Below are 24,278 nucleotides of genomic sequence, written 5' to 3' on the forward strand. Positions count from 1 at the left end.
GATGCGTCTAGCCATGCGACTGCCCGAAAAGAACGCGGGCGATACCGGGATCGCCAACGATGTCGACCCGCGCGACCAGACCGATGCGGAGGTCATCGATCTGGCGCAGCGCAACGCCTTCCCGGCGGTGTCGCGTCCTGCGGGCAAATCCGATGCTCTTGGTCTGGTCGCGGGCATCGCCATCGTCGCCGGGCTAGGCTTGGTGACGCTGTGGAGCATGAATTCGGCGCGTGTCGCCCCGCCCGAGGGCATTGGCGGGCAGCAGGCTCCGGTCCAGGCCGCGCCTGCAGTGCCTCCCCAAGCCGCGACGCCGGTGGCCCCAGTTGCCGCGATGGCCGCGCCCGCTCCGCGCCCGGATCCAGCCCCGCAGCCGGTTCTGGCCGCGCAGCCCCAGCCGGGCCTTGCGGCCAATCCCTATGCCAATCCCACGGTGGTCTTCGATGCGGGCAATTCGCCCGCAACGCTCGCCATAACCGAACCGGGAGCAACGGGCGGGGCGGAGTCCGCCAGTACCACGGGCAATTCGGCCAGTGACTTCGCCAGCCGTATCGGCGGCGTTGGTGGCGCTCCGGCGCAGGCGAGGGCGATGGTCAATCCGGCGACCACCGTCACCCAGGGCACACTGATTCCCGCGATCCTCGAGACCGCGATCGATACCAATGTACCGGGCTATGTTCGCGCGGTGGTCAGCCAGGACGTGCGCAGTTTCGATGGGACGAAAATTCTGGTCCCGCGATCCAGTCGGCTGATCGGGCAATACCAGTCGGGGCTGCAGAACGGCCAGAAGCGCGCCTATGTCATCTGGACGCGGTTGATCCGCCCGGATGGTGCCTCGGTCAATCTCGCCTCGCCAGCCATCGGTTTCGACGGAACGACGGGTCTTGCGGGCAAGGTTTCGGGCAACAGCTTCTTCAAGCGCTTCGGCTCGGCCATGCTGCTCTCGGTCGTCGGCGGTGTAGGCTCGCTGGCCACGGGTGGCGCGGCAGGCGTGCTGATCGGCGGGGCCAGTTCCTCGGCGGCGGCCACCGCCGCGCAGCAGGACGGACAGCGCGGACCGACCGTCAGAGTGCGGCAGGGCGAACCGATCCGCATCTTCACCGCGCGCGACCTCGATTTCTCCTCGGTAAGCTGAGCAGGGCCGAACCGTTGAGCGCCGACATCCATCCTTTCCAGCCGGACGGCCAAACCGGAGAAGACGCGCCGAACGTGGACCTCCACGGCGAACGCAGCGTCTATCTCGATGCTTATCTGGCCCCGTTTCGCGAATGGCTCGACCGCGACACGGTGACCGAAATTCTCGTCAATCGGCCGGGTGAGGTGTGGGTGGAGGACGCCGCGGCGGGCGGGATGCAAAAACTCGCGCGGCCCGATATCGACGACCGGCTGATCCAGCGGCTCGCCGAACAGGTCGCCCGTGTCAGCCACCAGGGCATCAACCGCGAACACCCGCTGCTTGGTGCTACCCTGCCCGGCGGGGCGCGCGTCCAGTTCTGCGGACCTCCTGCCGCGCGCAAGCACTGGGCAATGGCCATCCGCCGCCATCGCCGCCTCGACCTGCCGCTCGATGCCTACGACGCCGGGCCGCTGACACCGTCGCAGCGCGGCGTCATGCCGGACTCCCAGGCGGAACCGGTGGCTTTCCTGCGCGAAGCGATCCGCCAGCGCCGGACGATTCTGGTTTCGGGCGGCACCAGCACCGGCAAGACGACCTTCCTCAACGCTATGCTGGGCGAGATACCGAAGCACGAGCGCGTGGTTCTGGTGGAAGACACACCCGAGCTCAAGCTGCCCGGCGAAAATGGCCTCGGCCTCGTCGCGGTTAAAGGGGAGCTGGGCGAAGCCAAGGTCACGGCCAACGAATTGCTGCAGGCCGCATTGCGGCTGCGGCCCGATCGCATCGTGCTGGGCGAATTGCGCGGGGCGGAAAGTGTCAGCTTCTTGCGCGCGATCAATACCGGCCATCCGGGCAGTTTCTCGACCATTCACGCGAACTCGCTGCGTGGTGCGCTCGAGCAGCTTTCGCTGATGGTCATGCAGACGGGAATCGGCCTTACCCGCAGCGATACCATTGCCTATGCCGCGAGTGTGATTGACGTGATCGTACAACTCGGACGCGACGGATCGGGCAAGCGCGGCATCGCGCAGATAGCCGAAAGCAGCGCGCTGATCTGATTGGGGTAGATCCGGATCGACTCTTCCGAAGCCCGCATGCCGTAGCGTCAATCGCGCACGCAATGGCCCCGATCGAACAACACTTGCTAAAATTCCGGGTGTGATTGCGCAACAATCATGCGCAAACCCTTGCGCGCATACGAATGTATGATAGCTTCGAGCGCACAGGCCGCAAAAGACGGCCACATGGAGAGGAGAGGGTTAATGAGGGTAAGGGCTTCCCTGCTTGCGGGCATCTGTGCGAGCGCGATTTCGTTTCCGGCATTTGCGCAAGAGGCGACCGATGACGATGTCGAAGATCCGCGGCTGAGCAGCAATGTCATCATCGTTACCGCGCAGCGCCAGGCACAAAGCCTGCAGGAAGTGCCGATCGCGGTCAGCGCCTTCGACGCTGAAGCGCTCGAAGCGCAGCAGATCGAAAATGCCAGCGATCTACAACTGACCCTGCCCAACGTATCCTTCACCAAATCGAACTTCACCAGTTCGAGCTTCACCATTCGCGGTATCGGCGATCTGTGCGTCGGCGTGACCTGCGACAGCGCTACGGCAATCCACACCAATGGATCGCCGCTGTTCGGTACGCGGCTATTCGAAACCGAATATTTCGATCTCGAACGCGTCGAGGTGCTGCGGGGGCCGCAGGGCACGCTGTTCGGACGCAATGCGACCTCGGGCGTCGTCAACGTGGTCACTGCCAAGCCCGAACTCGGGACCTTCAGTGCCGCGGCCGATTTCGAATACGGCAATTACAACAGCATCAAGGCAAGGGGCATGGTCAACGTGCCCTTGGGCGATGCTATCGCCTTCCGCGCGGCGGGCTTTTACCTGAACCGCGATGGTTTCACGACCAATCTATATGATAACAGCGATATCGACGGGCGCGATATGTATGCAGTGCGCGGTTCGCTGCGCTTCGAACCCACGGCCAGCACGACGCTCGACCTCATGGCCTTCTACTTCCGTGAGAATGACGATCGTCTGCGTATCCAGAAGCAGACCTGCCAGCGGGATCCGACGGGTGTTCTGGGTTGTCTCAACACCCGCCGCGATTTCGACAGTACCAATGCCGATTCCACGTTGGCGAGCGTGCTGACGTCTGTCGAACTGTTCCGCATTCAGGGACTGCCCGAAGCGCTCGCCCTGGGCAGCGTGTACGACACCGATGGCGATGGCTATTCCAACTTCGTAGAGCCCAACGACGTGCGGACGGTGAATACCGCATTCACGCCGGAATATTTCGCCGACGAACTGCAATTGCAAGCTCATCTCGACCAGGGGCTGGGCAACATGAACCTGTCGCTGACGGGTATCTACCAGGAAACCACGGTCGATTCACGGCAGGACTACAATCTCGGGATACTCGACCGGTCGGCATATGCGACCGGGCTCAACACGCTCGCTTTCTTTGCCGCCAACGGCATTCCTACCGGTCTGCCGGCTCCTGCCCCGGCTTTCGTTCCGGGCTCGAGCGCCTATTTCGCACCGATCGCGGCCGCATTGATCCCCAATGGGCCGAACGGCGTGCTTTGCACCTCCGATAATGACGATGGCAATCTCGGTGCCTTCGAAGGAAACTCTATCTGCTCGGATGTGCCGCTCAGCTTCGACCGTTCGGTGCAATACCAGACTGCCTGGTCGGGCGAGGCGATCCTGTCGAGTGACTTCGACGGGCCGTTCAATTTCCTGGTCGGCGGCATTTATGCCGAGACCGATGTCAGTGAGAACAGCTACTACGTCAATTCCTTCGGTCTGGATTACGCGACGGCCTTGCTGGGAACATTCGCTGCCTTCGCCAATGTCGATGGTGACGGAAATCCCGCGCCGCTGCCTCCGTCTTATCTGGCGACATCGATGTACCGGAACAATACGACGGATTTCAAACTCAAGAGCTTCGGCATTTTCGGCGAAGTCTATATCGACATCACCGATCGCCTGCAGTTCACCGGTGGTTTGCGCTACAATGACGACAGCAAGAGAGTATCCGCGCGCACTACGCTGGCAGATTTTCTCAACCCCTTCGGCAATGGTGATCCGTTCACATCGCCCTTCGTCGGCGGCTACGATGCCGATGACGCCCTGCCGGGGAATCAGCTCTTGCAGGAACGCGAGGTCAGCTTCGATGCGATCACCGGGCGCGCGGTGCTCGATTACGAAATTTCGCCCGACAACACGCTCTATGTCTCCTATTCGCGGGGCTACAAATCCGGCGGCATAAACCCACCGCTTTCGCCCATTTTCGCCGTGACGGATAGTTTCGGGTCGGAACAGATCGACGCGTTCGAAATCGGCTCCAAGAACACGTTCCTGAACGGGGCCGCGCAGATCAACCTCACGGGTTTCTATTATAAATACAAGGACCTTCAGCTTAGCCGCATTGTTGCGCGTACCTCGGTCAACGATACGATCGATGCCAATATCTGGGGGCTCGAGCTGGAGACGATCCTGCGTCCCAGCTACAACTGGCTGATCAATATGAACATCAGCTACCTCAATGCGAAGGTGGCGGGCGATCAGTTCTTCAGCAACCCGCGCGATCCCGGTGGCGGCGATCCGAATGCCGTCATCATCAAGGACATTTCGAACGGCTCGCTATGCGCGGTTACCGGCGCGGGCGCCAATGCCTTCGTTACTGCGGTGAATGCCAATCTCGGCCTCCGCGCACCGGGAGCGTTTCCGTCTGATGGCGGGATCGCTTCAAACGGGGCGTTCAGCATCTGCAGCGTGCTCACCGCGCAGACGGCCAACCCGGCCTTCGCTCCGCTCGGGCCGATCGATGTTCTGAGCCCCGGTGTCGAAGTCAACCTGCGGGGCAATCGCTTGCCTCAGGCGCCTGAGTACAAAGCATCGATCGGGGTTCAGTACACGGCCGAATTCGACAATGGGATGTCGCTCGTGCCGCGATTCGATCTCGCCTATACGGGGGAACAGTACGGCAATGTCTTCAACGGCAACGTCAATCGGATCGAACCCTTCGTTCAGGCGAACGCATCGATCCAGCTCAATGGCACCGACAATCGCTGGTTCGTCCGTGGCTTCGTCCAGAATATCTTTGACAGCAATTCCGTGACGGGTCTCTATGTGACCGACGCCTCGTCGGGCAATTTCACCAACATTTTCACGCTCGACCCGCGGCGCTACGGCATCGCGGTTGGCGCGAAGTTCTGATCACGCCTTCATTGGGGGAGGGAGGGGCGGCCTGCGGGTCGCCCCTTTTTGTTCTACCTGGCCGATGCAAAGGGAGAAAAATCGGTGTCGGTATCGAAGACCTCTACGCCCTCCGCGCGCTTCAGGGCGCCGACCACCGCGTAAGTCACCGGGGTGAGCAGCGCTTCCCAGGCCGTCTTGATCGCCCATTGCGAGAGAACAACCTGCCACAGCAGCTCGACCGGCCAGCCGGCGAGGCCCCAAAAGGCCAGCGGGTAGAAAATCATGCTGTCTAGCCCTTGCCCGACCACTGTCGAGCCGATCGTGCGCATCCACAGGTGTCGCCCCTGCGTCCAGACCTTCATTTTGGCGAGCACGTAGCTGTTGGCGAATTCGCCCGCCCAGAAGGCGACCATTGAGGCGAGTACGATGCGCCAGGAATTGCCGAAGACGAATTCATAGGCCTCTTGTCCCGGCCAGCCATCGGCAGGGGGCAGTTGCACGACCACCCAGGCCATGAAGGCCATGAACAGCAGGGCGGCAAATCCGGTCCAGATAACCCGACGCGCGCGGGCATAGCCGTACACCTCGGTCAGGATGTCGCCGATGATGTAGCTGACCGGAAAGAACAGTACGCCTGCGCCGAACGACCATTCGCCGATGATCGGCAAGGTGACGTAGCTCGGTTTGGAGGCGCCGATCAGGTTGGACAGCAGCAGAATGGTGACAAAGGCTGCCATCACCAGATCGTAGTAACGGAAACGGGGTGCGGTGGTCGCGGGGGCCTGCGATGGGTTTTCCATGACAAAGTGGGTTAGAGCCGATTGGCCACTGGCGAAAGGCACGTTATGGCACACCCAGCGCGCGCCCGTAGTTCAACTGGATAGAGCACGAGCCTTCTAAGCTTGGAGTTGCAGGTTCGAGTCCTGCCGGGCGCGCCATTTCGGGCAATTTTGGGCAGCCGCACATCGGAGGCGAGCGTGTCCGGGATGGTTCTCGGCGGCTGGCCTTCTCTTCGATGCGCGGAGCGCCCATGCTTCGGGTCATTTCGATCTGCCGAAACAAGGGCCGATCGGCCTCGTCGATCGGGGCGCCTACACCCTGTAGCCCATCGGCTCGAACGCTGCATACCGATAAACTGAAAAAAATACTGGCCAGTATATCCTTTTTTTGCCATCATCTTCTCGATGGTGGAGGAAAATCCACCGCACGGGAGATGGAATTGCTCGAACGCTCCAGATCAGCGATGGTACGGCTATGTCAGCTGTAGCCAGAAAAACGCGCAGGGCCGTGGGCGCGGACAATGTCTCTCTCAAGAGCGAATTCGTAGCCTTCAAAACCAATCGCATTATCGAGGTTGCGAGCCGATTGTTCTACCAGAGCGGCTACAGTAGCTGCACGCTGGACAACGTCGCCGAACAGCTCGGCGTCACGAAGCCGTTCCTTTATTCCTACTTCAAGAACAAGGAAGCCATCCTCGCCGCGATCTGCGAAGTGGGGATCAGCGAAGCGCTGGCGGTTCTCGAGGCCACCTTGGCCGGCGATCACAAGAACCATCGCGACCTGCTTGCCGAGGTCGTGCGGCAGGTCGGCAGGATCGTGATCGATCGGCAGGAATACGTCGTCGTTTACCAGCGCGAGATGAAGCATCTGAGTGCTGACGACCACGAGCGTATTTTGCGGCTGAGGCACTCTTTCGATCACCAGATTGCGGAATTGATCCGCGAGGGTATCGAGGCCGGCGAGTTTCGCGAGGATACCGACTCCTTCGTTGCCGTCTGGATCGGGGGGCTGATCAGTTGGATACCGACTTGGTATTCGCCGGGCGGCCAGCGATCAGCGGACGATGTGATCGACCAGTTGGTCACGGCGGCCTTGCGTCTAGCGGGTGCCGAAAAACCCACGAATTAACACGATATGAGAAACGGAATTGGTCCGAATTTTACAAATCTATACTGGCCAGTAGAAATTAAGAGGCTTGGTATTTTGGGAGAGAAGAGAATGAAGAAGAGCACCAAGTGCGCATTGCTGGCGGCCACCGCCGTCGTTTCGCTCGCCTCTGCGGGTCAGGCAGTGGCGCAAGACGGGGATTCGCAGACAGCATCGAGCGGTAGTTCGGAAAATGTGATCGTCGTCACCGCGACGAAGTCGGGTAAATCGCTGGAAGATACCGCCGCCGCCATCTCCGTGATCGACGCATCTGCCGTGGGCGCGGGCGGCATTGAGAATGCGGGCGATCTTGCGGCGGCCATACCCAATGTCTCGGTCGGAGATCAGTTCGGCGTCAACCGGACCTTTATCCGCGGCATCGGCCTTACCAGCATCGATCTGGGGGCCGACGGCGCAGTGGCGTTTCTTCAGAACGGCGCGATCAACAGCCGACCGGCGGCCCAGTTGAGCGGATTCTACGATATCGCGCAGATCGAGGTCCTGCGTGGTCCCCAGGGCACGACCTATGGACGCGGCGCGACGGGCGGCGTGATCAACATCGTGACGGCTCGGCCGACATCCTATTTCGAAGGCTATGCGCGGGCGACCTATGGGAACTACGATGCCATAACGCTCGAAGGCGCCGTGGGCGGACCGATCGCCGGAGACGCATTGGCATTCCGGGTGGCTGGCAAATACGAAAGCCGTGATGGTTACGGGGCCAACCTTGTCACCGGAAACCCGGTCGACGACAGGGACGCCTATGCCTTGCGCGGCTCGCTTCAGGCAAATGTCACACCGGATCTCGAACTGCTGGTAGTGGCCGACCATTTCCGGGAAGACGATTACAATTACGCGTTCCACTATTTCGGCCCGACGGTGGCACCCGAGGCGGTATTGCCCGGTCCCCTATTGGGCGGAGAGACGATCAACGATTACTATACCAATCTCGGCCAGCGGGTCGACAACCGGAATGTCTATTCGAACGAAGACGCGATCAACGATCGCAAAGGCACCAGCGTCCAGGCTATCGCGACACTCGACAAGGGCAGCTTCACGCTCACTTCGACCACGGCCTATCGCAAGTTCGAACGTTTCAACCGGAACGATCTGGATGTCACCAATGTGAATGCGTTCGGTCAGAACAACTATACGGAGGACAGCGAATCCTTCAGCCAGGAGCTGACCTTCACAGCCGATCTGGGCAGCGTCTCGCTCCTGGGTGGGGCGATGTATTTCGAAGAGGAGCTGTTCGGCGAGGTCAGGGTGCCGACGGTCAATCTCGCCCGGTATTTCAATATCGTTCTCGGCACCAACCTGCCGCCCGATCTTTTCGATGGCGGCAACTATCTCCAGCGTGGGACGGTGGATACGAAGGCCGTCGGCGTCTATTTGGAAGGGACTGTCGATATCACCCCCAGCCTGTCGTTCACGGCTGGCGCGCGGTACAATTGGGAAAAGCGATCGGGCACCGGGCGCTTCACCTTCGATGCCCAGGGTATCGACATCCCGACCGACAAGAGCGGCGACTGGGATGCGATTACGCCAAAATTCGTTCTCGAGTATGAGACGCTTGGCGGGACGCTGCTCTACGGCAAGGTCACCAAGGGTTTCAAATCCGGTGTGGTGAACATCGGCAGCTTGAACGCCGTCATCGATCCGGAAGACGTGTGGAGTTACGAACTGGGTCTGCGGGGCGAGACTGCCGATGGAACCTTCGGCTACAGCGCCGCGGCCTTCTATTACGACTACACCAATCTGCAGGTCGGTTTCGTCAACGAAAACAGCATCGTCGAAACGATCAATGCCGCTTCGGCCCGCAATTACGGGCTCGAGGTCGAGGCGACGATCCGTCCCGCTCCCAACACCACCTTCCGCCTGTTCGGGACATATCTGAATGCGGAATACACCGATTTCTGCAATGGCTATTATGCCGCCGGCGATACGACGCGCAGGCAGTTCCCCGTCTGTGCGGACAATCCCGCCTTGTCCGACCTTTCTGGCAACCGCCTGGCGAATGCGCCAGAGTTCACGGTGGCCCTGTTTGCCGATCACACGATCGACATGGGCGGCAATGGGGCCATCGATCTTTCGGCGGATCTGAACTTCCAGGACGAAGTCTTCTTCACCGAATTCAACAATGACGATGCAAGGCAAGAAGCTTTTGCCATGGCGAATGCCAGCGTCACGTATCGTTCGCCGGGCGATACATGGTCGGTATCCGTTTGGGGCAAGAACATCTTCGATAAATACGCCTTGGCGAACACGATCATCACCGCGCCGCTTTACGGCTTCGTGTCAGTCGGATCGCTCAGGCCGCCGAGAACCTACGGAGTGACCGTCGGCTTCGACTTCTGAGTCACGGGAACATCGGATGTTGGAGGCATTCAGGATAGGCCGCCACAAGGTCTATCGGATCGAGGAATGGCAGGGCGGGTTCAGCCCGCCCGAAGCTCTCTTTGCGGAATACGATCCCGGCGTCTTCGCCGGAGGATGGACCGGGATCGTACCGGATTTTCAGCGCACCGGGCTCGTTTATGGCTATTTGCAGAGCTGGGTGATCGATACCGGAACCGAGCGGGTGCTGGTCGATACCGGAGCGGGAAACCGCAAGGAGCGGCCAGGAATCCCGATTTTCGGCGACCTGGAAGGCGACTTTCTCGACCGGTTGGGCGAGGCAGGCTTTACCCCCGAGGACATCGACAAGGTCTTCTGCACCCATCTTCATATCGATCATGTCGGTTGGAACACCAGGCTGATCGGGGATGCGTGGGAACCGACATTTCCCAACGCGACCTATTTTTTCCCCACTCTGGATGAAGAGGCGTGGAATCCCGAAAAGGAAACCTACCGCTCGCTGACCGGGGCGGCGGTAAACGCCAATGTTTTCGAAGACAGTGTGGCCCCGATCATCGCTGCCGGACAGGCAGAACTGATCGAAAATGGTGCGACGATCGCCGAGGGCATGATCGCGCATGATTCGCCCGGCCACACGCCGGGACATATGGTCCTGGAAGTGGAGAGCGAGGGCGCAATCGCGCTGTTCACGGGGGACATACTGCACCACCCGGTTCAAATTCAGCGGCCTGACTGGAACAGCGTGTACTGCGAGAACCGGGAGGAAGCCGTGCGGACGCGGCGCGCGATACTGGGTCGTGCCGCCGACCGGGGCGCCCGCATCGTGCCTGCGCATTTCGCGGCACCGCATTCGGTTTTCGTCGAGCGTATCGGCGGGAATTTTCGCCCGCTCTTCCGTGCCGGATCGAGAACCTGACCTCCTAACGCGTCATCGGTTCAATCCTGTGCCGACATAGCCCCGAAGACGTTTTGCAACCGGAGCTGCGTTCGCGCAGCTCCGGGATGCTGCCGCATCCGACGGGTCGGCCCGGCGGGATGCCGGTTCGGGGCCGGTTTGCGGGTGCAGGACGCGTCGACGGGATTTCAGCCTGTCTTCGCCGTGTGGGCCGCCCCCGCGCCATCGCTGCTGAAAACGAGATCGCTTTCCTTCGGTTTGCGCGTCATTCGCCAGAAGGCATCGTTGCGCCAGGGGGTGATGGCGATCACGCGGCCTTTCGAATTGCGATACCAGTTCTCGGTTCCCGGATGGGTCCAGACCAGCTTCTCATGGGCTTCGTCGATCCGGTGGAGGTAATCCTCATAGACCGCGTCGCGGACTTCCACGGTTCGCGCGCCGTGCTCACTTGCGGAAAGCACCACTTCTCCCGCGAAGTGCATCTGGTTCTCGATGTTGCGGATCATGCTGCCGCCGTGGCCAGAGCCGACATTGGGGCCGAGAAGGATGAAGAAGTTGGGAAAGCCGGGTACCAGCGTTCCCAGATAGGCGGCGGCGTCGTCCTTTCCCCATTTGTCGTGCAGAAGCTGCCCTTCACGACCGACGATGGCGTAGGATCCAAGCACCTGGGTCGTTTCAAAACCCGTGGCGAGGATGATGACATCGGCATCCACGCTCTTGCCGGAAGACGAATACAGCGTCTTGCCCTCGATTTTCGCGAGATGCTCGGGAATGAGCTCCACGTTATCTTTCTTGATGGTGCGGTACCACCCATTGTCCAGCAGCATGCGCTTCGCGAAGGGGGGGTAATCGGGCAGCACATGTTCGATGAGATCGGGCCTGTCCGCCAACTGCTCCTTCACATAGCGCGTGAATGCACGGCGATGACCGTCATTGATCTCGTTGACCGCGCGGTCGGGGTGGGGCCATTCGGGATCGCGGAACAGCGTGCCATGCACACGGTCGTTGAAGGTCCAGGACAAACGCTGTTCCAGCCACGCACGATATAATGGGACCACCTGCATGAGATAGCGGACACCTTCCGGAATGGTCTTGCGAAACTGCGGGAAAGGTGCCGCCCATTGTTTGGACCGGGCGAAGATGGTCAGATTTTCCACCTCATCGGCAATCGCGGGGGCGACCTGCATGCCCGAGGCGCCATTGCCGATTACCGCCACCCGCTTGTCCATTAGGTCGACATCGTCCGGCCAGCAACTGGTGTGGTAGACATCGCCCCGGAAATCATCGAGGCCGTCGATCTTCGGATATTTGGGAATGTTGAGGATGCCGACCGCGCTGAACAAATAGTCGGCGCTATGGGTTTGGCGGTTGCCCTGCGGCGTGGTGACGGTCACATCCCATTTGCCGGTTTGCTCGTTCCAGCGGGCCTCCTCCACATGGGTCTGGAACCGCGCGCTTTCATAGAGGCCGAACTCTTTCGCCGTGTCGAGCAGATACTCCTCGATTTCATCGCGCAGCGGGAAATACATCGACCAGTCGTTCGGTCGGCATGAGAAGGTGTAGGTCAGGGACGGCGTGTCGACGCCGCAGCCGGGATATTTGTTTTCGAACCATGTCCCGCCGAAATCCTCGTTCTTTTCGAACAGAATGTAGGGAACGCCGAGCTTCTGAAGCTCGATACCCGCGCAAATGCCCGAGACGCCGCCGCCGATGACGATCGCGCTCTTATCGGCAGCGATGACAGTATCTGCCTCGTTGTCCGCTTCGTCGAACTCCATGCCCGCCGCGATGATGTCGCCATATTCCTGCGGCACTTGCTCGGTCATGGCGACGGTCAACATTTCCGCGAGGCGCCGGTTGTCGGGGCGCGGAACGGCGAGCTCCCGTCCTTCGAGCCATGCGTCGATGGCGGTGCTTGCGGCATCGCGAATTTCGTTCTGGATATTCTCGGGCAACTGGCCGCTGTCATTGTCGTCGAGCCCAGGCGAACGCTTGGGGGCATAGGGTTCGTTCAGCCAGCGCTCCTCGCCCGTCATCTGGTAGAGGACCAGCAGAAGAGCCGGAATATTGGCCTTGGCGATACCCTTTCGCAGGAGATCTCGATCCGCATCGGCTGAAGAGACCGGGCGGTGCGTGAAAGGATGGTTCATGAAAGGAATGTCCTATGGTTTTGGGCAGCCTGCTGCTGTCTGGATTTCGGTGGTGAGACTGTTCATTCGCCGAAACTTTCACGCCTGACGCGCAGACCCGCGGCTTCACGGTCCCAAGTGTCCTCGGTGATCCCTTCCGCCCTCAGTTCGGTTTTCATCACCTTCGCCGAAGGCGTTTTGGGCAATTCGTCGAGCAGACGAATGTATCGGGGCACCATGAAGTACGGCATAGTATCGATCAGGAATTCGGCCAGTTCGCGCGGATCGATCGCTTGGCCGGGAACCGGTGCGACGACCACCATGACCTCGTCTTCGGAATACTCGCTGGGGACGGCAATGGCAGCGGCTTCACGCACCGCCGGGTGGCGACACACATCGGCTTCGACTTCGAAAGAGGAGATATTCTCCCCCCTGCGGCGGATGGCGTCCTTCACGCGGTCGACGAAGTAGAAATAGCCATCTTCGTCGCGGCGAAAGGCGTCCCCGGTGTGGAACCACCCGTTGCGCCAGGCCTCCGCGGTGGCCTCGGGATTGGCATTATAGCCGCTGTTCATTGCCCATGGGCGATCGGTGCGGACCAGCATTTCGCCGATTTCGCCGACCGGAACTTCGCAATCGTTCTTGTCGACCAGCCGCACCTCGACGCCACTCCGGGCTTTCCCGCAGGTGCCGATCTTGGTCGGGTTCGCTTCCGACACGACCGGAGATGAAATCTCCGTCATGTTGAAGATCGTATAGATGTCGATGCCAAACCGTTCGGTGAAGGCGGGCGCGTCTCCGGTCAGTGGCACCATGAAGGCCTTCTTGACCATGTGATCGCGATCTGCCGGTCCCGGTTCGGTTTTCAGCAGGAACGTGGCCATGACACCCAACAGAAAGACAACGGTCGATCTGGTCGATTTGGCCACCGCCCAGAATTCGTCGGTCGAGAAATTGTCGATCATCGCCACCGAACCGCCACGGGCGAGCATGACGAAGGGCGGCCCCATCCCGCCGATATGGAAGATGGGGGCAACGCACATATAGCGATCGTCCTCCCCCACCATCGGCCAGGATTCGGGGCCGGCATTGGAGAACATGTGCAGATAGGATGACAGGACCCCCTTGGACGGCCCCGTGGTGCCGGAGGTGTAGATGATAGACTGGATGTCCCACGGTTCGATCGGCCGTTCCAGCGGGAGGGGGTCTTGCGGATCGCCCGAAAGGCTGTCGAACGCCGTGATCGGCCGCGGTGCGGAAGATGGCTGATTATCCGTCGTCACCACCAACCTCTCCACCTTGGCGAGATCGATTTCCGACAGGCGAGGAAGCAAGTCCGGATGTATCAGGAGGAAGCGGGCACCCGAATTCGCGATCACGTGCTGCAACAGGTTGCCGCGATAGGCCGTGTTAAAGGGCACGAACACTGCGCCGATGTAGTTGATCGCATAAAAGGCGATCAGCGCGTCCCGTCCGTTGGGCAGCCATACGGCAACGTGTTCTCCCTGCCGAACGCCGAGTTCGCGAAGGCCGGCGGCCTTGGCGCGGACCTTCTCCTGCAATTCGCCGAAGGTCCATTCCTCTCCGTCCGCAAAGACGACATGCGCCTTGTCGGTCCGTTCGTCCGCCCATTTGTCGAGCAGGTATCGCAGGACACATTCGTCGCGGTTCGGAATGCGTGGATCGGTGAAATCGCGTTGTGTGGTCATACCGCCCCCTCAAGCTGCAAGATTCAGAATTTGCATTACGTCGTCGGCGGTTCTCACCGGGCGCGGATTGGTCCGGCCCCAGATGTCGAGCAGCGTGTATTCCGCGATCTGCCGGAACTGCGCCTGATCCACTCCGACCTCGCCCAGCGTGCGCGGCATGCCGAGCCCGCGAATGAAGGCGTCCAGCGCTTGTGCCGCGGTGGAATGCGTGTTGCCGAGAATGGCCAGCGTGCGATGCTGGCGGCTATCGTCATATTCCGCATTCCATTGGAGTACGTAAGGCGCCATGACGCACGAACAGTGGCCGTGCGGCACATCGCACGTCCCGCCCAGGATGTGGCCGATCGCGTGACTGGCCCCCATCGGCACGCCCCCGATGATACTGATCATCGATTGCCAGGCGCCAATCTGGCATTTTAGGCGCGCCTCCAGATCATTCGGATCGGCTTTGACCCGGGGGAGGCCTTCGACCAGCAGTGTGAGCGCGCTTTCGGCAAGCCCATCGGCGAAATCGTTCGATTTGTCGGAGGACAGTGTTTCGATGGCATGATCCATCGAACGAACGCCGGTGGAAAGCCAGAGCCATGCGGGGGTGTGCACCGTGATCGCGGGGTCCAGCACCACCATGACCGGTGCCATGTCGCGATGTTCGTAGGCCTGCTTGTGCTGGGTGCCTTCGTCGGTACAGCCCGAAAGAGCGTTGAATTCGCCGCCGGATAATGTGGTCGGCACGCAGATGACCGGAATGTCGGGGCCGACCGTAACCGGATTGATGACCTCGCCCTCTTCGCTGACATAGGTGCGCAGGGGTTCGAAATCCTCCACCGTGCGGACTTCATGCTTGGCAAGCAGGCTGACGATCTTGGCCGCATCGGTCGCCGATCCGCCGCCGATCGATACGATAAGATCGGCCCCGGCATCACGCGCGGCGTTCGTCGCTGCGAGCACATCTGCGCGCGGGGCGTGCGGCGCTATGCCGCTGAACGTCCCCGCATGGCGCGAGCCGAGGACCTTCTCGATCTTCGAGATTTCCTCGGTCTTCTCCCTCAGGGTAGAGGAAGCGATGAGAAATACCTTCCGGCAATTCATCGCCTGCGCTTGATCCAGCAGGGCATCTGCCGCCGGTTGGCCCATGGTGACACGTTCGGTTCGGGTGAACCGTAGCTCGCTGGGTTTGATGCTTCCCATCTCGAATCCTCTCCTCTGTCGATGCCCGCTTTTCGCGGGTCGTCTTTTGGAATAGTGACAGGCAAAGCATATACTGGCTAGTATATTTTTCAACTTACGGGAATATTCTTGGGAGACGACATGAGCGAAATGCAGGCCGATGTGGCAAATTCGGAGGTGAACGGGGCGATGCCTCTGGCCGGGGTCAGGGTTCTCGAATTCTCCGGGCTGGGGCCGACCCCGTTCGGGGCGATGCTGCTCGCCGACCTCGGAGCCGAAGGCATTCGCATCCAACGCGCCGGAACGATCAATCCATTGGGCGGAGATACCAAATTCGATTTCATTTTCCGGGGAAGACCCACCATCTCGCTCGACCTCAAATCGGAAGGGGGGCGTGATCTGGTCCTCGACCTCGTCCGCAAAGCCGATGTTCTCATCGAAGGCTACCGCCCCGGCACGATGGAGCGCCTCGGGTTGGGTCCCGAAGAATTATGCAGCCTGAACGAGCGGCTGATCTATGCGCGCATGAGCGGGTGGGGGCAGGATGGGCCGCTCCGCCGGAAAGCCGGGCACGACATCAACTATCTTGCTCTGAGCGGCGGGCTATTTCCGATCGGGCCGTTTGACGGCCCGCCGACACCGCCACTCAATCTCGTCGGGAATTTCGGCGGCGGCGGCATGTTCCTTGCCATGGGAGTGCTGGCCGCGCTGCAAGAACGCCAAAGGTCCGGCATGGGCCAGGTGCTCGACGTCGCCATGATAGACGGAATCAGCGTCCTGATGACGCAATTGGCCGGCTGGATGCAGATGGGCCAGTGGTTTCCGGGTCGAGGGGGAAACCTCCTCGATGGGAGCGCCTATTTCTACCGCTGCTATGAAACCGCCGATCAACGGCACATCGCGGTTGGCGCGCTGGAAAAACCGTTTCACGATGCGTTCATTGCGGGTCTCGGCTTGCGGACGGAGGATTTCCCCGACCATCTGAATCCACGGCATTGGCCCGACCGCGCCGCATCGATCGCGTCCATCGTCAAGAGACGACCGATGCGGGAATGGGAAACGCGGTTTGCCGATCGCGATGCCTGCGTAACACCCGTTCTCACGCTTCAAGAAGCGGCGACCAGCACGACGAATGATGCCCGTGGCTCGCTGATTTCCGGAAAGGCGGCTTTCCAGCCGCGTCCTGCACCGCGATTTTCCCGATCGCCTGTGCGAACACCGCCGGAAACGGTCGAGGAGGCCGCGGATGTGCGGGCCGTTCTCGAACGGTGGGGTGTGGCCGGGACGGCGAACCTGCCCGCCTAGGGGCTGATATATTCGCTCTTCAGCTACGCGCGACCGTTGTCAGGGGTTCTGCCGTAACAGGATAGCCGAGATCTTCGCCGATCTCGAGCCAGGTCTTCCCGTCGCGTTCGCCCATATGGGGCGTGATCGTGCGCACTGGGATAGCCTCGGCCTGCGCCTTGGCCTCGGCGAAGCTGTCGAACTGCGCGAGCCGCTCGAGATTGCGGCGGGTAGGGAAAATGATCTTGATGTCGCCCTTCTCTGCCGCCTCGAGCGCCCCTTGAGCGGTGGTCCAGAAAAGATGCGTGTTTTCCGAAAGATCGGCCTCGATCTCGACCGCGCCGGTGCCCAGATCGGCAAGGTAGAAACGCGTATCGTACACGCGGGGAATATTCTCGTTTTTCGGAAACCAGCGGGCGAAAGGCACAAGCTGGTCGAGCTCCAGTTCCCAGCCGAAATGATCGAGCACCGGCGAGAGTTCGCCGGTCTCCTGTAGGAAATTGCGGGCCGCACGCGCCTTTGCAGCGTCGATCTCGCCGGACAGGCCGATAACCAGCCCCGTTTCTTCCAGCGTTTCGCGCACCACCGCCACCTGGTGCGCGGCTTCTTCCGGGTCCAGCGGGCCGCCCAGTGCGGCACCGAGATCGAAATCGGCCGGATCCACCCGCCCGCCGGGAAAAACCGCCATACCCCCGGCAAAGACCATTTCGCGCGAACGGATGGTCATCAGGACCTGCGGCGGCCCGCCTTGCGGGGCATTGCGAAAGATGACCACAGTTGCTGCGGGGATGCCCTCTGCCCCGGTATAGCTTTGCTCACTCATATTCACGTAGTGGCCGGAGGCGGGCGCCTTGCCAAGCGGAAAGGCATCGCGACACTGTCGGCATTCTTTACATTAAGCGATACGCCGAAAAGAGCGTTAAGCATGTAATTCGCAGAATTCGTCGGACTTCTCGATCTTGGCATACCCTGTGCATACTATGGTATGTCCCGTTCAGATCTTCAAACGGGGGTGTCAGCCCAAAGGTCTCCAAACCCGACACCCGAGACGCATAAAGGCCCGCACGGAAGTCTCACCGTGCGGGCCTTACCCGTTTGGGTTTCAGGGCGAATGGTTCGAAGGGAAACAGAGGCGAGGCGTGCCGCCACTCATGGGACCCTTACGAAGGCTATTACCCCATATCGCTTTGGATCGAGCCGCCTCGCGGGGCGAAAAAGATCAGGACGCTTTGGCGACCTGCTTGTCGTCCATCATCTGCTGAAGCTCGCCAGCCTCGAACATCTCCATCATGATATCGCTACCGCCGACGAATTCGCCCTTCACATAGAGCTGGGGAATGGTCGGCCAGTCCGAATAGCTCTTGATGCCCTGGCGGATTTCCATGTCCTGAAGGACATCGACACTGTCATAGGCGACACCGCAATGGTCGAGAATCGCCACCGCGCGGCTCGAAAAGCCGCATTGCGGAAACAGCGGGGTGCCCTTCATGAAGAGGACGACATCGTTGCCGCCGACGATATCGGCGATGCGCTGGTTGGTGTCGGACATCGGGTCCGTCCTTTTTATAGAATTTGACCTGTCGGGTTCAGGTGGGGGCTTGAGTTGTCAGTTGCAAGGCGTGCAGTTCGCCGCCCATGCGCTCTCCGAGGGCATCGTAAACCAGCTTGTGCTGCTTAACTCGGGTGAGGCCCGCGAATTGCGGAGCCGTGACCTTCGCAGCCCAGTGATCGTTATCGCCTGCCAAATCCCGCATTTCCACGATCGCGCCCGGCAGCGCCTCTTCGATCAGGGTCACGATGTCGTTCGCAGCCATCGGCATGCTATCAGTTCCGATCGCTCATGAACTGGCGGCGCGCTTCGATGGCGCATTCTTCCAGCTTCGTGCGAATGTCGGATTCGCTTACATCGCATTCGGCAGCAGTGAGATCGCCCAGCAGTTTGCGGATCACGTCTTCGTCGCCCGCTTCCTCGAAATCTGCCTGCACGACCGCCTTCTTATAGGCGTCCGTTTCTTCCTGGGTCAGGCCCATCTTCCCGGCAGCCCATTCACCGACCAAGCGATTGCGGCGGGCGGCGATCTTGAAGGCATTTTCCTCGTCGAAAGCGAACTTGGCTTCCTCGCCGCGCTCGCGATCCTTGAAATCGGTCATGTCAGTCCTCTCGGGATGGAATCTTGCGAGGCCGGAATAGGCGCGGGCGGCGTGTGAAACAAGAGATGAGTCCCCGCCAAGGCGCGGCATGCAACAATCCCGCGCCATGCGAACCGGATATTCCCCCGTCGCAGCAGCGGAAACCGCTATTCCATCGTGACGACGAGCTTGCCGATAGCGCCCCGGTTCTCCAGCTTCGCGATGGCTTCATGCGCGCGCTCGATGGGGTAGGTTTCGCTTACCAGCGGCTCGATCTTGCCGGCCTTCCACAGATCGAAGAGCTCCTCGATATTCGCCTGGTTGCGTTCGGGTTCGCGCGCCGTGAAGGCGCCCCAGAACACGCCCCGGATGTCGCAGCTCTTCAACAGGGTCAGGTTGAGTGGCATCTTGGCAATTCCCGCCGGAAACCCGACGACGAGGAAGCGGCCTTCCCAAGCGATCGAACGCAGCGCGGGTTCGGAATAGTCGCCACCAACGATGTCGTAGACGATATCGGCGCCGTTCGGACCGACCGCCGCCTTGAAGTCGCTTGCGAGCTGTTTGGAAGTGCCCTTGTCGAACGGTGCGCGTGGGTAGATCACGACTTCGTCGGCCCCCGCCTTCCTGGCAACTTCGCCTTTCTCCTCGGTCGAGACCGCTGCAACCACACGGCAGCCATAGGCCTTGGCCAGTTCGACCGCCGACAGGCCGACTCCACCCGCAGCACCCAGCACGAGTACGGTATCGCCCTCCTTGATCTCGCCGCGATCCTTGAGCCCGTGAATGGTCGTGCCGTAAGTCATCAGCAGGGCGCTGGCCTTCACCAGATCGATCCCCTCGGGCACCTTGAACAGGCGCGCGGCTGCCACGGCGACCTTTTCCTGCAAGCCGCCATTGCCGACGCCGCACATGACCTTGTCGCCCACGGCGAAGCCTTCGACTCCTTCGCCCAGCGCTTCGATGGTGCCGGAAATCTCACCCCCCGGCGCGAAGGGGCGGGGTGGCTTGAACTGATACAGATCGCGAATGATCAGCGTGTCGGGAAAATTGATCGCGCAGGCGACGACCTTGACCAGGACTTCGCCCTTGCCGGGGGTAGGCTCGTCGATTTCTTCCACCACGAGGGTTTCGGGGCCACCGACTTCCTTCGAAAGGACTGCCTTCACGCTGCATCTCTCCTGCTTGGTTTATCGAGCCAGGGCATGGCGCCCTGGCGCATTTGTTCGTGTTTCGTAATCGCGCTTTCGCTGCCGAGCGTCAGGCCGATTTCGTCGAGGCCTTCGAGTAGGCACCGCTTGCGGAACGGGTCGATCGCGAAAGTGAACCGGTCCTGGAACGGTGTGGTGACGACCTGGTTTTCGAGGTCGATCGCGATTGGCTGATCCTTCGCGACCTCGAGCAGGCGATCGACCTGTTCCTGCGGCAATTCGACTGCAAGGATGCCGTTCTTGAAGGCATTGCCCGCGAAGATGTCGGAAAAGCTCGGCGCGATGACTGCGGTCAGACCCATGTCGAGCATGGCCCATGCCGCATGTTCGCGGCTCGACCCGCAACCGAAATTGTCGCCCGCGATAAGGATCGGCGCATGTGCGAAATCCTCCACGTCGAAGGGATTGCACGGCGCCGCGCGGATGGTTTCGAACGCACCCTTGCCCAGGCCTTCGCGGCTGACGGTCTTGAGCCAGTGCGCAGGAATGATCACGTCGGTATCGATATTCTTGAGGCCGAGCGGGATCGCGCGGCCTTCGATGGTCGAGACAGCTTTCATTATCTGGCGCTCTTGGGAAAGGTGGGTAGTCGGCCGAGGTGACGCGGGTCGTGCTGGATTACCACGGTCGCATCGAGATTGTCGGCCATCTGGTCGAAGCGGTGAAACGATGCCAGCGTGTCCGCCCGGTCGGTATTGAACACAGGGACACCCTTGTTTTCGATCTGCTCTTCGAAATGGTAGAGATCGCCGGTGAGCATGAAGGTGCCCGATTGCGGCAGCTCGACCACAAGCGATTTGTGTCCCGGCGTGTGGCCGTGCATCGCCACCATGCGCACGGAACCATCGCCGAACACGTCGTGATCGGCGGTAATACGCGTCACTTTACCACTGGCACCGTCGGCAAGCCATTGGGCGAGCTGGGCACGGGTTGCTTCCATCTGGCCCGAAGCGACGGCTTCCGCATCGCCGCGCCCGATCAGCAGCTCTGCATCGGGAAAGCCCGCTGCCTGGCCTATGTGATCGTCGTGGTAGTGGCTGATCCCGATATAGGTGACATCGGCCGGGGCCACATCGATCTGGGCGAGTTGTTCCGCAATGGTCTTTTCGACGCTCAGCGTGAATACCCACTGGGTCGCGCTGGTGCCTTTCAACGCAGCAGGCAGGCCGGCATCCCAGAGCAGATATCTGTCGCCATTTCGGATCAGGTAGCAGCTATCGGTCAGCGTGCGCGGCTCTCCATCGTAGAGATGTGTGTCGGAGAAGGGCGCCGCGTCGCTCAACTCGATCGTGCCGCAATCGAGCCGCCACATTTCGATATCGGCCGTTTCCTGAGCTGCGGTGGGCACGGCAAAGCCCGCCAGCAGCGTGGCCAGCAAAATTGATTTCGGCGACATGTTTCTCTCCCCCTTGGCGTGCGAACTCAATCGGTTTCGGGATTCTCCCCCGAGGGAATAGGCCCCGGCTGTTTCGGGGCGTTCTTCCTTTCCTTGCGCTTGTTCGCATAGAGCAGGGCTGCGGCGACGGCGGCGGAGCCGATGGCTCCGGCGATAGCGGCTTTTCCGGAGAGCTTTTTGGTCATGTTCCCTCAATGGTTAGCAGTCATCGGCTTGGCAAGGGGGCAGCTTGCGTACATCGGTGAGACGCCCGGTGACAGCGGCGGCGGCGGCCATGGCGGGGCTGACGAGATGCGTTCGCGCCCCCGGCCCCTGGCGGCCCACGAAATTGCGGTTGCTGGTCGAAGCGCAGCGTTCGCCCGGCGGTACCTTGTCCGGGTTCATAGCAAGACAGGCGGAACAGCCCGGTTCGCGCCATTCGAACCCTGCATTCGTGAAAATGCGATCGAGTCCCTCGGCTTCTGCCTGTCGCTTCACAAGACCCGAACCGGGCACGACAATGGCCCAGCGCACGCTTGGCGCCTTGGTGCGTCCGTTCAGCACTTCCGCGGCGGCGCGCAAATCTTCGATCCGGCTGTTGGTGCAGCTCCCGATAAAGATGTTCTCGACCGCGATGTCCTCGATCAGGGTCTCAGGCGCGAGGCCCATGTAATCGAGGCTTTTCCTGGCCGCTTCCTGCTTGGACGGATCGGCGAAACTATCGGGAGAAGGGACGCGACCGCCCACGGGCACTACGTCTTCGGGGCTCGTGCCCCAACTGACCGTAGGCTCGACATCGGCGGCGTCGATGACGATCGACTTGTCGAAGGCCGCCCCCTCGTCGGTGGCAAGCGAACGCCACCATTCCACGGCACGATCCCAGTCCTCGCCCTTGGGTGCGTAGGGCTTGCCTTGGAGATAGGCGAACACCTTGTCGTCGGGCGCGATCAGGCCTGCGCGCGCACCGCCTTCGATGCTCATATTGCAGACGGTCAACCGGCCCTCGACGCTCATCTCTTCGAAAACGCGCCCGCGATATTCGATCACATGGCCCGTACCGCCGGCGGTTCCGATCACGCCGATGATGTGCAGGATCAGATCCTTCGGGGTGACGCCGGGGCCGAGCGTGCCTTCGACGCGTATCTCCATCGATTTCGACTGGCGCAGCTGGAGAGTCTGCGTGGCCAGCACATGCTCGACTTCGCTCGTTCCGATGCCGAAGGCCAGCGCCCCCACGCCGCCATGCGCGGCGGTGTGGCTGTCGCCGCAGACGATGGTCGCGCCCGGCAGCGAAAAGCCCTGCTCCGGCCCGACGACGTGAACGATACCCTGCTCGGGCGCGATCGCATCGATATAGTCGATGCCGAAAGACGGTGCGTTGCGTTCCAGCGCGGCAAGCTGCGCGGCGCTTTGCGCGTCCTCGATCGGAAGCCGCGATCCGTCCGCCGCCACGCGCGCCGTCGTGGGCAGATTATGGTCGGGAACGGCAAGGGTAAGATCGGGACGCCGCACCTTGCGGCCTGCGAGGCGTAGCGCCTCGAAGGCTTGCGGGCTGGTGACCTCGTGAACGAGGTGGCGGTCGATATAGATCAGGCAGGTTCCGTCATCGAGCCGTTCGACAACGTGGCTGTCCCAAATCTTCTCGTAGAGTGTGCGCGGTTTGCTGGCCATCGGGGCGGAGTGTGCGGCAGCTTTGCCACGCCTGCAAAAAGGCAAATCCAGAGTCTTCCAAACTTAACCTATCTCTGCTCTATTAACAGGCATGTCAGCAAAGCCATTTTCCTTCCCGATCAAAGTGATTCCCTCGGACATCGACTTCATGGGGCACGTGAACAATGCGCGCTATCTGAACTGGGTGCAGGATACAGTTCTGGCGCACTGGCAAAAGCTGGCCCCCGCAGAAGAGGTGGCCAGCAAGGCCTGGGTCGCGCTGAAGCACGAAATCACCTACCGGAAACCTGCGTTCCTCGATGACGAGGTGATCGCCGAAACGGTGCTCGAGAAGATCGCCGGCGCGCGCAGTTTCTACAATACGGTGATCCGCCGCGGGGAGGATGTGCTCGCCGAGGTGAAAAGCATGTGGTGCTGCATCGATGCCGAAAGCCTGCGGCCTGCGCGCATCAGCCGCGATGTGGCGGAAACCTTCTTTGGCCTTCCTCGCAAGCAGGAACCCTTTGCCGGCGAATAGTGCCTGCAAGTGGGCTTTGCCTGCGATGCGATAGCCTTTATACCGAGCATCATGGATTTTCTGGTTCCCGCCCTTCTCGTCCTCGCCACCATCTTCGCGATGGAATGGGTGGCGTGGGCAAGCCACAAATACATCATGCATGGTTTCGGCTGGGGCTGGCACCGCGACCATCACGAACCGCACGACAAGATGTTCGAAAAGAACGATCTCTACGCCATCGTCGGCGCGGCAATGAGTATTTCGATGTTCGCGCTGGGGAGCGAATGGGTGATGGGTGAAAACGCCTGGTGGCCGGGCACGTGGATCGGCCTCGGCATCCTGTTTTACGGGGTCATTTATACCTTGGTTCACGACGGGCTCGTCCATCAGCGCTATTTCAGATGGGTCCCGAAAAAGGGATATGCCAAGCGCCTGGTTCAGGCGCACAAACTGCATCATGCCACTGTCGGCAAGGAAGGCGGGGTGAGCTTCGGCTTCGTCTTCGCGCGCGATCCGGCCAAGCTGAAGGCGGAACTCAGGCGACAGCGCGAAGCAGGGATCGCCGTGGTCCGCGAAAGCGCCGGAGCCTGAGCCCATCTCCGATCCGCTCG

General features: G+C 61.0%; 22 protein-coding genes and 1 tRNA gene. 10 read left to right on the forward strand and 13 right to left on the reverse strand.

Going from position 1 to position 24,278, the window contains the following annotated elements; all coding sequences use genetic code 11:
- The first annotated feature begins 1 nt into the window (after nucleotide 1).
- The 3 genes from MUY37_RS04730 to MUY37_RS04740 all read left to right on the forward strand — a co-directional run bounded on the left by MUY37_RS04730 (nucleotide 2) and on the right by MUY37_RS04740 (nucleotide 5,337).
- Entirely contained in the window at nucleotides 2-1,132 is a 1,131-nt protein-coding gene (locus MUY37_RS04730; protein WP_499194242.1) for a TrbI/VirB10 family protein, read from the forward strand.
- Between the two features lie 14 nt (nucleotides 1,133-1,146).
- Nucleotides 1,147-2,172 carry a P-type DNA transfer ATPase VirB11 gene (gene virB11, locus MUY37_RS04735; protein WP_499194243.1) on the forward strand — a complete coding sequence of 342 codons (1,026 nt, stop codon included), beginning with the start codon at nucleotides 1,147-1,149 and terminating at the stop codon, nucleotides 2,170-2,172.
- 204 nt (nucleotides 2,173-2,376) lie between these two features.
- Entirely contained in the window at nucleotides 2,377-5,337 is a 2,961-nt protein-coding gene (locus tag MUY37_RS04740; RefSeq protein ID WP_499194244.1) for a TonB-dependent receptor, read from the forward strand.
- A 53-nt stretch (nucleotides 5,338-5,390) separates the two neighbouring features.
- Here MUY37_RS04740 and MUY37_RS04745 read toward each other — a convergent pair whose 3' ends face one another.
- Nucleotides 5,391-6,119, reverse strand: coding sequence for a queuosine precursor transporter (locus tag MUY37_RS04745; RefSeq protein ID WP_499194245.1), 729 nt, complete (start codon nucleotides 6,117-6,119; stop codon nucleotides 5,391-5,393).
- Between the two features lie 61 nt (nucleotides 6,120-6,180).
- Here MUY37_RS04745 and MUY37_RS04750 point away from each other — a divergent pair.
- From MUY37_RS04750 to MUY37_RS04765, 4 genes are all read left to right on the forward strand, one after another.
- Nucleotides 6,181-6,257 (forward strand) — tRNA-Arg (locus MUY37_RS04750).
- A 316-nt stretch (nucleotides 6,258-6,573) separates the two neighbouring features.
- Nucleotides 6,574-7,227 (forward strand): TetR/AcrR family transcriptional regulator, encoded by a 654-nt coding sequence (locus tag MUY37_RS04755; protein WP_499194246.1) that lies wholly within the window; start codon nucleotides 6,574-6,576, stop codon nucleotides 7,225-7,227.
- A gap of 90 nt (nucleotides 7,228-7,317) precedes the next feature.
- Nucleotides 7,318-9,603 (forward strand): TonB-dependent receptor, encoded by a 2,286-nt coding sequence (locus MUY37_RS04760; RefSeq protein ID WP_499194247.1) that lies wholly within the window; start codon nucleotides 7,318-7,320, stop codon nucleotides 9,601-9,603.
- A 16-nt stretch (nucleotides 9,604-9,619) separates the two neighbouring features.
- Entirely contained in the window at nucleotides 9,620-10,519 is a 900-nt protein-coding gene (locus tag MUY37_RS04765) for an MBL fold metallo-hydrolase (protein WP_499194248.1), read from the forward strand.
- A 167-nt stretch (nucleotides 10,520-10,686) separates the two neighbouring features.
- On the opposite strand, the gene MUY37_RS04770 is transcribed toward MUY37_RS04765, so the two are convergent.
- From MUY37_RS04770 to MUY37_RS04780, 3 genes are all read right to left on the reverse strand, one after another.
- Nucleotides 10,687-12,648: a flavin-containing monooxygenase gene (locus tag MUY37_RS04770; protein WP_499194249.1), complete on the reverse strand. Its 1,962-nt coding sequence runs from the start codon at nucleotides 12,646-12,648 to the stop codon at nucleotides 10,687-10,689.
- Between the two features lie 62 nt (nucleotides 12,649-12,710).
- Nucleotides 12,711-14,336 carry an AMP-binding protein gene (locus MUY37_RS04775; RefSeq protein ID WP_499194250.1) on the reverse strand — a complete coding sequence of 542 codons (1,626 nt, stop codon included), beginning with the start codon at nucleotides 14,334-14,336 and terminating at the stop codon, nucleotides 12,711-12,713.
- 9 nt (nucleotides 14,337-14,345) lie between these two features.
- Nucleotides 14,346-15,524: an iron-containing alcohol dehydrogenase gene (locus tag MUY37_RS04780; RefSeq protein WP_499194251.1), complete on the reverse strand. Its 1,179-nt coding sequence runs from the start codon at nucleotides 15,522-15,524 to the stop codon at nucleotides 14,346-14,348.
- A gap of 120 nt (nucleotides 15,525-15,644) precedes the next feature.
- Here MUY37_RS04780 and MUY37_RS04785 point away from each other — a divergent pair, with 120 nt between their 5' ends.
- A complete protein-coding gene (locus MUY37_RS04785) occupies nucleotides 15,645-16,808 on the forward strand; it encodes a CaiB/BaiF CoA transferase family protein (protein ID WP_499194252.1) in 1,164 nt (387 codons plus the stop codon).
- A gap of 19 nt (nucleotides 16,809-16,827) precedes the next feature.
- Here MUY37_RS04785 and MUY37_RS04790 read toward each other — a convergent pair whose 3' ends face one another.
- From MUY37_RS04790 to leuC, 9 genes are all read right to left on the reverse strand, one after another.
- Nucleotides 16,828-17,610 (reverse strand): NUDIX hydrolase, encoded by a 783-nt coding sequence (locus MUY37_RS04790; protein ID WP_499194253.1) that lies wholly within the window; start codon nucleotides 17,608-17,610, stop codon nucleotides 16,828-16,830.
- 396 nt (nucleotides 17,611-18,006) lie between these two features.
- Nucleotides 18,007-18,336 carry a Grx4 family monothiol glutaredoxin gene (grxD, locus tag MUY37_RS04795; RefSeq protein ID WP_115417415.1) on the reverse strand — a complete coding sequence of 110 codons (330 nt, stop codon included), beginning with the start codon at nucleotides 18,334-18,336 and terminating at the stop codon, nucleotides 18,007-18,009.
- Between the two features lie 37 nt (nucleotides 18,337-18,373).
- The gene (locus MUY37_RS04800) at nucleotides 18,374-18,607 is read right to left on the reverse strand and encodes a BolA/IbaG family iron-sulfur metabolism protein (protein ID WP_499194254.1); all 234 of its coding nucleotides are present in this window, start codon (nucleotides 18,605-18,607) and stop codon (nucleotides 18,374-18,376) included.
- Nucleotides 18,608-18,611: 4 nt separating this feature from the next.
- Complete coding sequence (locus MUY37_RS04805; RefSeq protein WP_499194255.1) at nucleotides 18,612-18,938, reverse strand: DUF1476 domain-containing protein; 327 nt, start codon at nucleotides 18,936-18,938, stop codon at nucleotides 18,612-18,614.
- 146 nt (nucleotides 18,939-19,084) lie between these two features.
- A complete protein-coding gene (locus MUY37_RS04810; protein WP_499194256.1) occupies nucleotides 19,085-20,083 on the reverse strand; it encodes an NADPH:quinone oxidoreductase family protein in 999 nt (332 codons plus the stop codon).
- A complete protein-coding gene (gene leuD, locus MUY37_RS04815; RefSeq protein WP_499194257.1) occupies nucleotides 20,080-20,685 on the reverse strand; it encodes a 3-isopropylmalate dehydratase small subunit in 606 nt (201 codons plus the stop codon). Before leuD ends, MUY37_RS04810 begins: the two co-directional genes overlap by 4 nt.
- Nucleotides 20,685-21,521: an N-acyl homoserine lactonase family protein gene (locus tag MUY37_RS04820; RefSeq protein WP_499194258.1), complete on the reverse strand. Its 837-nt coding sequence runs from the start codon at nucleotides 21,519-21,521 to the stop codon at nucleotides 20,685-20,687. Before MUY37_RS04820 ends, leuD begins: the two co-directional genes overlap by 1 nt.
- A 26-nt stretch (nucleotides 21,522-21,547) precedes the next feature.
- Nucleotides 21,548-21,706, reverse strand: coding sequence for an isopropylmalate isomerase (locus tag MUY37_RS04825; RefSeq protein ID WP_115417406.1), 159 nt, complete (start codon nucleotides 21,704-21,706; stop codon nucleotides 21,548-21,550).
- A gap of 13 nt (nucleotides 21,707-21,719) precedes the next feature.
- On the reverse strand, nucleotides 21,720-23,171 hold the full coding sequence (gene leuC / locus MUY37_RS04830; protein ID WP_499194259.1) for a 3-isopropylmalate dehydratase large subunit: 1,452 nt from the start codon (nucleotides 23,169-23,171) through the stop codon (nucleotides 21,720-21,722).
- 91 nt (nucleotides 23,172-23,262) lie between these two features.
- On the opposite strand from leuC, the gene MUY37_RS04835 reads away from it, so the two are divergent.
- Together MUY37_RS04835 and MUY37_RS04840 are read left to right on the forward strand one after the other, a co-directional pair.
- Nucleotides 23,263-23,688, forward strand: coding sequence for an acyl-CoA thioesterase (locus MUY37_RS04835; RefSeq protein ID WP_499194260.1), 426 nt, complete (start codon nucleotides 23,263-23,265; stop codon nucleotides 23,686-23,688).
- 51 nt (nucleotides 23,689-23,739) lie between these two features.
- Entirely contained in the window at nucleotides 23,740-24,258 is a 519-nt protein-coding gene (locus tag MUY37_RS04840) for a sterol desaturase family protein (RefSeq protein ID WP_499194261.1), read from the forward strand.
- Nucleotides 24,259-24,278: the final 20 nt, after the last annotated feature.

The sequence above is a fragment of the Qipengyuania sp. ABI-127-1 genome, from assembly GCA_022953095.1.
In the GTDB taxonomy this organism is placed as follows: domain Bacteria; phylum Pseudomonadota; class Alphaproteobacteria; order Sphingomonadales; family Sphingomonadaceae; genus Qipengyuania.